We start from the raw sequence: 8,622 nt of genomic DNA, 5'->3' as shown, positions 1-8,622 counted from the left end.
CCTCCGCGAAGCCGGCCTGGTCTAACCCCTTTCTGGGTGGCGGCCGGAAGGGGAGTGCGGGCGCGGAGGCTGGGTCGGTGGCAGACGCGGCGACCCGGCCGTGGGCTCTGCCTGGCCGGGTCGCCGTTTCTGCCGGTGGCTCGTGGGCCCGCCGAGTTCCGCGGATCGGCGGTCGGGTGGGGCTGGCGGTCAGTTGGTGTTCGTGCCGGCCTCGTCCGTCATGCCGGCGCCGGTGTCGGCTGACTCGGCGGGGTCGGCGCCCTTGCCGTCCGCCTCGCCCTCCTGCTGGTCGGCACCGTTCGCGTCGCCCTGATTCCCGGCGCCGGCGTTGCCCGCGCCCTGGCCGTCGCCCGGGGCGCAGCCCGGCACGCTCGGGTCGGCCACCATGTAGACCTCGCCCTGACCGCCCTGGTCCCTGCCCTGGCCCGCCTGGTCGTCCATGCCCTGACCGGCGCCCGCCTGGTCGGCGCCCCGCCCCTGGTCCGCCGCTTGGCCCTGACCCTGACCCTGGCCGCGCTCGGCCTGGCGGGCGGCACGGATCTGCTTGACGATCGCCCGGAGCTGCTGGATGCGCGCCCGGATCTGCTGAACCCGATCCGCGACCCGCTCCCCGGCCTGCTGGCCGGCGGCGCCCTGCTTCCCGTCCGCGGCCTGGCCGCCGTCCTGCTGCCCGTCGGCCGCCTGGTCGCCCTGCTGCTCGGCCGCGCCCTGCTGCTCGGCCGCGCCCTGCTGGTCCGCTGCCGCGCCGCCGTCGCCGTTCTGCTGATCGGCGCCTTCCTGACCGCCGGCACCCTCCTCGCCGCCGGCCTGCTGGTCGTCCTGGGCGTCGCCGGCCTGCTGGCCGCCGTCCGCCTGCTGCTGCGCGGCCTGGATGATCGCGGCGATCTGCTGCAGCACACCGCCGATGGCGTTGATGATGTCGGCGGCCCGTTCAGCGCCACCGGCGGCTGCACCGGCCCCACCGGCCTCGGCGCCACCCGCCCCGGCCTCACCGGCGCCAGCCGCGCCGGCCTCCCCGGCGCCGGGCGCTTCGGCCCCACCGGCGGCTGCGCCGGCCTCGTCAGCCCCGGGCGCCTCGGCTTCGCCGGCCTGTGCCTTCTGGGCGCCCTGCACGATGCCGCGGACCCCGCTGAAGAGGCCGGCGAGCCGTTTCACCCGCGCCTCGGTCAGTCGGGGGTCGACGAGTTGGCCGGAGCGCTCACCCCTCAGCTGCCCGGTGACCGCCCAGGCCCGGTCGAGCTGGGTGCCCATCGCCTGCTCCCACGGCACCTCCGGGCAGGCCGCGCCGGCCACCTCGACGGTGCCGGTGCAGCCGGCCGTGGTCCGGCGCTGCTGGATGAGGTTGACCACGGCCTGCCGGTTGGCGATCCGGGCCGCCGAGTTGGCGTCCGGGTTCTGGCGCTGGCCGGCGATGAAGGTCAGGTTGTTGCGCAGGGCGGTGTCCAGGCCCTGGCAGTTCTCGGCGGCCTGGCCGGTGCCGGTGGCGACCGCGAACGCCGCCCCGGCCGTCATGGCCAGCGCCACCCCGCCCGCGATCTTCCGGTTCCGGGAGCTGCTCGCCTTCCCTCGTCGCCTGGTTGTGCCTCTGCTCCACGCCATCGAAGGTCCTCCGCCTCGTCCGTCGGGTGTCCGGCATCCGTCCAGCGGTACGGCCGAACCGCCGCTCCCGTTCAGGCGGGTGCCCCCGCCCCCGGATTTCTCGACGCAGCGTCAGCTCCCGGTCACTGCTGGTCGACTCCAGCTCGCGGGAGGTGGTGGTATCCCGGCGGCGCGGATACCGCCAGCTCGCCGAGCTGGAGTCGATCAAGCAGGGCGGATCACGCGGGGCGGAGCCAGAGGACGCCCAGCGGTGGCACGCGCAGCGCCGCTGATGCCGGCATCCCGTGCCACGGCACGCTCTCGGCCTGCACCGCTCCGAGGTTGCCCACCCCCGACCCGCCGTAGTGGTGGGCGTCGGTGTTGAGCAGCTCGGTCCAGGTCCCGCCGGCCGGCAGGCCGACCCGGTAGCCCTCCAGCGGCTGCGCGGAGAAGTTGGCCACGCAGACCAGGGTCTGGCCGTCGGGGGCGATCCGGATGAACGAGACGGTGTTGTTGGCGACGTCGTCCCCGGCGATCCAGCGGAAGCCGGCCGGGTCGGTGTCCTGCGCCCAGAGCGCCGGGGTCTCACGGTAGACCCGGTTCAGGTCGCCGACGAGGCGTTGCACGCCGGCCCGCGCGGGGTCGTGCAGCAGGTACCAGTCGAGGCCGCGCTCCTCGCTCCACTCGCGGTCGTCGGCGAGTTCGCAGCCCATGAAGAGCAACTGCTTGCCGGGGTGCGCCCACATGTACGCGAGCAGCGCCCGCACGTTGGCCAGCCGCTGCCAGGTGTCGCCGGGCATCTTCCCGGTCAGGGAGCCCTTGCCGTGCACCACCTCGTCGTGGCTGATCGGCAGCACGTAGTTCTCGCTCCAGGCGTACGCCAGGGAGAAGGTGAGCTGGTGGTGGTGGTGCTGCCGGTAGATCGGGTCCTTGGAGGTGTAGAGCAGGGTGTCGTGCATCCAGCCCATGTTCCACTTGAAGCCGAAGCCGAGCCCGCCCTCGGCGGTGGGGCGGGTGACGCCCGGCCAGGCGGTGGACTCCTCGGCGACCATCACCGCCCCGGCGTGGTGCTTGTAGACAGTGGCGTTGACCTCCTGGAGGAACGCGATGGCCTCCAGGTTCTCCCGGCCGCCGTGCACGTTGGGCGCCCACTGGCCCTCCTGGCGGGAGTAGTCCAGGTAGAGCATCGAGGCGACCGCGTCGACGCGCAGCCCGTCGACGTGGAACTCGTCCAGCCAGTAGAGGGCGTTGGCGACCAGGAAGTTGCGCACCTCGCGGCGGCCGAAGTCGAAGACGTACGTGCCCCAGTCGGGGTGTTCGCCGCGCCGCGGGTCGGGGTGTTCGTAGAGGGGGGTGCCGTCGAAGCGGGCCAGGGCCCACTCGTCCTTGGGGAAGTGCGCGGGCACCCAGTCGAGGATGACCCCGATGCCGGCCTGGTGCAGCCGGTCAACGAGGTGCCGGAACTCGTCGGGGTCGCCGAACCGGGCGGTGGGGGCGTAGTAGCCGGTGACCTGGTAGCCCCAGGAGCCGCCGAACGGATGCTCCATGACGGGCAGGAACTCGACGTGGGTGAACCCGAGTTCGGTGACGTACGCGGTGAGCTGCTCGGCCAGTTCCCGGTAGCCGAGGCCGGGGCGCCAGGAGCCGAGGTGCACCTCGTACACGCTCATGGGTTCCTGGTGCGGCTGCCGCCGGGCCCGCCGGGTGAGCCAGTCGGCGTCGCCCCAGGCGTACCGGGAGTGGTGCACCACGGAGGCGGTGGCCGGCGGCACCTCGGCGCGGGCCGCGAGGGGGTCGGCCTTGTCCCGCCAGTGGCCGTCGGCGCCGAGGATGCGGTACTTGTACCGGCTGCCGACGGTGGCGCCGGGCACGAAGATCTCCCACACCCCGCTGGAGCCGAGCGAGCGCATCGGCCAGCCGTCGTCGGGCCCCCAGCCGGTGAAGTCGCCGACGACCCGAACGCCGCGGGCGTTGGGCGCCCAGACGGTGAACGCGACGCCCTCGTCGAAGACCCGCGCGCCGAGCGCCTCCCACAGCCGCTCGTGCCGGCCCTCACCGATGAGGTGCAGGTCCAGGTCGCCGAGGGTGGGCGGGTAGCGGTAGGGGTCGTCGTGCACCGCGCCGTCGACCTCGACCCGGTAGTCGAGCACCTCGCCGGGCAGCACGGCCTCGAAGACGCCCGCGTCGTGCACCCGCTTCATGGGGTGCCGCTCGTCGCCCGCGACCACGGTCACGTCGGTCGCGCCCCGGCGCAGCGTCCGGATGGTGGTGCGGCCGTCGGCGGGGTGCGCGCCGAGCACGGCGTGCGGGTCGTGGGCCTGGCCGGCGATCAGCTGCTCCATCGTGCGTCGTCCTTCGCGGCCGGTGCGGTCGGGGCGGTGCCGCCGGAGAGGTCGGCGGGTACGTCTTCGACGGTCAGGTCGGCCGCCGCCGGAACCGGCGGCACGGCCTCGGGCTCGGCCGGCGCGGCGGGCCGCCGCACCGTGAACACGTGCGCGGGTTGCAGGTACGGGTCGAGCCGCACCGCGTTGCGCTGCCCCCAGTCGTAGTCGGCGCCGGTCAGCTCGTCGCGCACGGTGAACCGCTCGTGCCAGTCGAGGCCGAGCGCCGGCATGTCGAGGGTGGTGTTGCCCCACTGGACGGCGCGGGAGTCGAACGAGCAGACCACGATGACCGTGTTGCCGGTGTCGGGGTCGTGCTTGGACCAGCAGAGCAGCGCCGGGTTGTCGATGTCGTGGAAGCGCAGGTTGCGCAGCCGGTGCAGGGCGGGGTTGTCCCGGCGGACCCGGTTGAGGGTGGTGATGAACGGGGCGAGCGAGCGGCCCTGTTCCTGCGCGCCGGCCCAGTCGCGGGGGCGCAGCTCGTACTTCTCGTTGTCCAGGTACTCCTCGGCGCCGGGGCGGGCGACGTGCTCGAACAGCTCGTAGCCGGCGTACATGCCCCAGGAGGGGGACAGCAGCGCGGCCAGCACCGCCCGGATCTTGAACATCGGCGGGCCGCCGTGCTGGAGCGACTCGTGCAGGATGTCCGGGGTGTTCGGCCAGAAGTTCGGTCGCATGTAGTCGGCCGCCGCGATCAGCTCCGCGCAGTATTCCCGCATCTCGGCCGCCGACGTGCGCCAGGTGAAGTAGGTGTACGACTGGGTGAAGCCGATCTTCCCGAGCCCGTGCATGATCGCGGGGCGGGTGAATGCCTCGGCGAGGAAGAGCACGTCCGGGTCGACCGCCTTGACCTCCCAGATGAGCCAGTGCCAGAAGTCGAACGGCTTGGTGTGCGGGTTGTCGACCCGGAAGATTTTGATGCCCTCGCCGACCCAGTGCAGCACCACCCGCAGGATCTCCGCCCGGATGCCCTCCGGGTCGTTGTCGAAGTTCAGCGGGTAGATGTCCTGGTACTTCTTCGGCGGGTTCTCCGCGTACGCGATGCTGCCGTCGGCGCGGGTGGTGAACCACTCCGGGTGCTCGGTCACCCACGGGTGGTCCGGCGCGCACTGCAACGCCAGGTCCATGGCGACCTCCAGGCCCTGCTCGGCGGCCGCGGCGACGAAGTCGCGGAAGTCCTCCGGCGTACCCAGGTCGGGGTGGATGGCGTCGTGGCCGCCCTCGGCGGCGCCGATCGCCCACGGCGAGCCGACGTCGTCGGGCCCGGCGGTGAGCGCGTTGTTGGGGCCCTTGCGGTTGACCCGGCCGATCGGGTGGATCGGCGGCAGGTAGAGCACGTCGAAGCCCATGGCGGCGACGCCGGGCAGGCGTTCCAGGGCGGTGACGAAGGTGCCGGACCGGGCCGGCGCGTCGACGGTGGCCGGGACGGCGCCCTCGGAGCGGGGGAAGAACTCGTACCAGGCGGAGAAGAGCGCCCGCGGCCGGTCGACCCAGAGGGTGTGCTCGTCGCCGGTGGTGACCAGCTCGCGGACCGGGTGGTCCCACAGCAGCGGGGCCAGGTCGAGCGCCGGGCCGACCCGGCGGGGCAGCTCGGCGGCCTCGTCGCGCAGCGCGGTCACCGCCGCCCGGACCCGCTTGCGGTCGGCGGACGGCACGAGGTCGAGGGCGGCTTCCAGCACCCGGGCGCCCTCGGCCAGGTCGTTGGCCAGCTCGGCCGGGCCCTGGCCGGCGGCGACCTTCTTGGTGACGGCGTTCTGCCAGGTCAGGTACGGGTCCTGGAACGCCTCGACGGTGAACCGCCAGGTGCCGACCGCGTCGGGGCGGATGCTGGCGTGCCAGCGGTCCTGGCCGGGCTCGCCGGGGCGCATCCGGGTGAACGGGCGGGCGGCGCCGTCCGGGCCGAGCCAGACCACGTTGCACCCGAGCGCGTCGTGGCCCTCGCGGTAGGCGCGGGCCGACACGGGCACGATCTCGCCGACCACCGCCTTGGCCGGGTAGCGACCGCAGGCGACGACGGGGGAGACGTCTTCGATCGGGAACCGTCCAGTCACCGGTTCAACCTACTGCCCGAGATCGCTTCGCGCTCAAGTCAGCCGGCGGCGCCCACCGACCGGTACACCTCCAGCGTCCGCTGCGCGATGGTGTCCCAGGAGAAGTGTTCGACGGCCCGGCGGCGGCCGGCGAGACCCAGCTCCTCCGCCCGCTTCGGATCGGCCAGCAGGTCGTTGATGGTCGCGGCCAGGTCGGCCACGAAACGCTCCGGGTCCAGCGGCCGGCCGCTGCCGTCGCCGGCCTGCTCGATGGGGACGAGCAGCCCGGTCTCGCCGTCGGCCACCACCTCGGGGATGCCGCCGGTGGCGGTGGCCACCACGGCCGTCTCGCACGCCATGGCCTCCAGGTTGACGATGCCCATCGGCTCGTAGACGGACGGGCAGACGAAGATGGTGGCGTGGGTGAGCACCTGGATCACCTCGTGCTTGGGCAGCATCTCGGCGATCCAGACCACACCCGAGCGGCCGGCCCGCAGCTCCGCGACCAGCCCCTCCACCTCGGCGGCGATCTCCGGGGTGTCGGGGGCGCCGGCCAGCAGCACGAGCTGGGTGTCGGCCGGCAGCTCCCGGGCCGCCCGCAGCAGATAGGGCAGGCCCTTCTGCCGGGTGATCCGGCCGACGTAGACGACGCTGGGGCGGGCCGGGTCGATGCCGAGCCGGTCCACCACGTCGGTGCCGGGGTCCGGGGCGTACTGCGCCGTGTCGATGCCGTTGTGGACGACGCGCACCCGGTCGGGGTTGACCTCCGGGTACGCGGTCAGCACGTCGCGCCGCATGCCCTCGCTCACCGCGATGACCGTGTCGGCGGCCTCGAACGCGATCCGCTCGCACCACGAGGAGAGCGCGTAGCCGCCGCCGAGCTGCTCGGCCTTCCACGGGCGCAGCGGCTCCAGGCTGTGCGCGGTCACCACGTGCGGCACCCCGTGCAGCAGCTTCGCGGTGTGCCCGGCCAGGTTGGCGTACCAGGTGTGGCTGTGCACCACGTCGGTGCCGGCGGCGCCGGCGGCCATCTCCAGGTCGACGCCCATGGTGCGCAGCGCGGCGTTGGCGCCGGCCAGCGCCGCGGGCTCGGCGTACGCGGTGACACCCGGCTCGTCGCGGGGCGCGCCGAAGCAGTGCACCCGCACATCGGCCAGGCGGCGCAGCTCGCGCGCGAGGTACTCGACGTGCACCCCGGCCCCGCCGTAGACCTCCGGCGGGTACTCCCGGGTGAGCAGGTCGACGCGCAGCCGTGCGGTATCGCTCATGACCGGCACCCTAGCGTGCTTTCCCGCCCGGCACCGGGTGCGGAAACGTGCCCGTACGAGTGGTGAAGTCGGTGCGGTATGGATAGCGTCTGAGCATGGCTGCCAAGGTGCTCGCGATCGTCCTTGCCGGCGGGGAGGGCAAGCGCCTGATGCCCCTCACCACCGACCGGGCGAAGCCCGCCGTCCCCTTCGGCGGGATGTACCGCATGGTCGATTTCGTCCTCTCCAACCTGGCGAACGCCGGCTATCTCAAGATCGTCGTGCTGACCCAGTACAAGTCCCACTCGCTGGACCGCCACATCACCCAGACCTGGCGGATGTCGACGATGCTCGGCAACTACGTCACCCCGGTGCCGGCGCAGCAGCGCCGCGGCCCGTGGTGGTTCGCCGGTTCGGCCGACGCGATCTACCAGAGCTTCAACCTCATCAACGACGAGCAGCCCGACCACGTGATCGTCTTCGGCGCCGACCACATCTACCGGATGGACCCGCGGCAGATGGTCGAGGACCACATCGCCTCCGGCGCCGCGGTCACCGTGGCCGGCATCCGGCAACCCCTGTCGATGTCCGACCAGTTCGGCGTCATCGAGGTCGGCGAGGACGGCCGGCGGATCCGGGCGTTCCGCGAGAAGCCCACCGACGCCGTGGGGCTGCCCGACGCGCCCGACCAGATCTACGCCTCGATGGGCAACTACGTCTTCAGCACGAAGGCGCTCTGCGAGGCCGTCGAGCGCGACGCGGAGGACAAGACCAGCAAGCACGACATGGGCGGCAGCATCATCCCGATGCTGGTCGAGCGGGGCGAGGCCAACGTCTACGACTTCAAGGACAACGAGGTGCCGGGCAGCACCGACCGGGACCGCGGCTACTGGCGGGACGTGGGGACGCTCGACTCCTTCTACGACGCCCACATGGACCTCATCAACGTCCACCCGGTGTTCAACCTCTACAACTTCGACTGGCCGATCTACAGCATGCAGCCGCCGTACCCGCCGGCGAAGTTCGTCCACCAGTGGGGCGAGCGGGTCGGCCGGGCGGTTGGCTCGATGGTGTCGCCGGGCGCGGTGGTCTCGGGCTCGCTGGTGGAGAACTCGGTCGTCTCGCCGAAGGTGAAGGTGCACTCCTGGGCGCACGTCGACGGCGCGGTGCTCATGGAGGGTGTCGAGATCGGCCGGCACGCGGTGGTCCGGCGGGCGATCCTGGACAAGAACGTCTACGTTCCGGAGGGCGCCGAGATCGGCGTCGACCTGGAGAAGGACCGCCAGCGGTACACCGTCTCCGACAACGGCATCGTCGTCATCGGCAAGGGCCAGCGCGTCGAGGCCTGATCCACCCGCACCGTCTGTAGGAGGTTCCCACCGTGCC

General features: G+C 72.8%; 5 protein-coding genes. 1 reads left to right on the top strand and 4 read right to left on the bottom strand.

Features of this window, described 5'->3' with window-relative positions; translation table 11 throughout:
- Positions 1–189: 189 nt before the first annotated feature.
- From F8274_RS32140 to glgA, 4 genes are all read right to left on the bottom strand, one after another.
- The gene (locus F8274_RS32140; protein ID WP_225854020.1) at positions 190–1,599 is read right to left on the bottom strand and encodes a hypothetical protein; all 1,410 of its coding nucleotides are present in this window, start codon (positions 1,597–1,599) and stop codon (positions 190–192) included.
- Between the two features lie 218 nt (positions 1,600–1,817).
- Positions 1,818–3,920: a 1,4-alpha-glucan branching protein GlgB gene (gene glgB / locus F8274_RS28660; RefSeq protein WP_151465482.1), complete on the bottom strand. Its 2,103-nt coding sequence runs from the start codon at positions 3,918–3,920 to the stop codon at positions 1,818–1,820.
- Positions 3,908–6,010: an alpha-1,4-glucan--maltose-1-phosphate maltosyltransferase gene (locus F8274_RS28655; RefSeq protein WP_151465481.1), complete on the bottom strand. Its 2,103-nt coding sequence runs from the start codon at positions 6,008–6,010 to the stop codon at positions 3,908–3,910. The genes glgB and F8274_RS28655 overlap by 13 nt, the downstream gene beginning before the upstream one ends.
- A 38-nt stretch (positions 6,011–6,048) precedes the next feature.
- Entirely contained in the window at positions 6,049–7,257 is a 1,209-nt protein-coding gene (glgA, locus tag F8274_RS28650) for a glycogen synthase (RefSeq protein WP_151465480.1), read from the bottom strand.
- A gap of 95 nt (positions 7,258–7,352) precedes the next feature.
- On the opposite strand from glgA, the gene glgC reads away from it, so the two are divergent.
- Positions 7,353–8,585 (top strand): glucose-1-phosphate adenylyltransferase, encoded by a 1,233-nt coding sequence (gene glgC / locus F8274_RS28645; protein WP_151465479.1) that lies wholly within the window; start codon positions 7,353–7,355, stop codon positions 8,583–8,585.
- Positions 8,586–8,622: the final 37 nt, after the last annotated feature.

Source organism: Micromonospora sp. AMSO31t, assembly GCF_008868175.1.
In the GTDB taxonomy this organism is placed as follows: domain Bacteria; phylum Actinomycetota; class Actinomycetes; order Mycobacteriales; family Micromonosporaceae; genus Micromonospora.
This window is presented reverse-complemented; position numbering and strand designations above follow the sequence as displayed.

Coding starts and splice junctions, on each gene's coding strand:
- F8274_RS32140 (WP_225854020.1), bottom strand. CDS start 1,599: ATGGCGTGGAGCAGAGGCACAACCAGGCGACGAGGGAAGGCGAGCAGC.
- glgB (WP_151465482.1), bottom strand. CDS start 3,920: ATGGAGCAGCTGATCGCCGGCCAGGCCCACGACCCGCACGCCGTGCTC.
- glgA (WP_151465480.1), bottom strand. CDS start 7,257: ATGAGCGATACCGCACGGCTGCGCGTCGACCTGCTCACCCGGGAGTAC.
- glgC (WP_151465479.1), top strand. CDS start 7,353: ATGGCTGCCAAGGTGCTCGCGATCGTCCTTGCCGGCGGGGAGGGCAAG.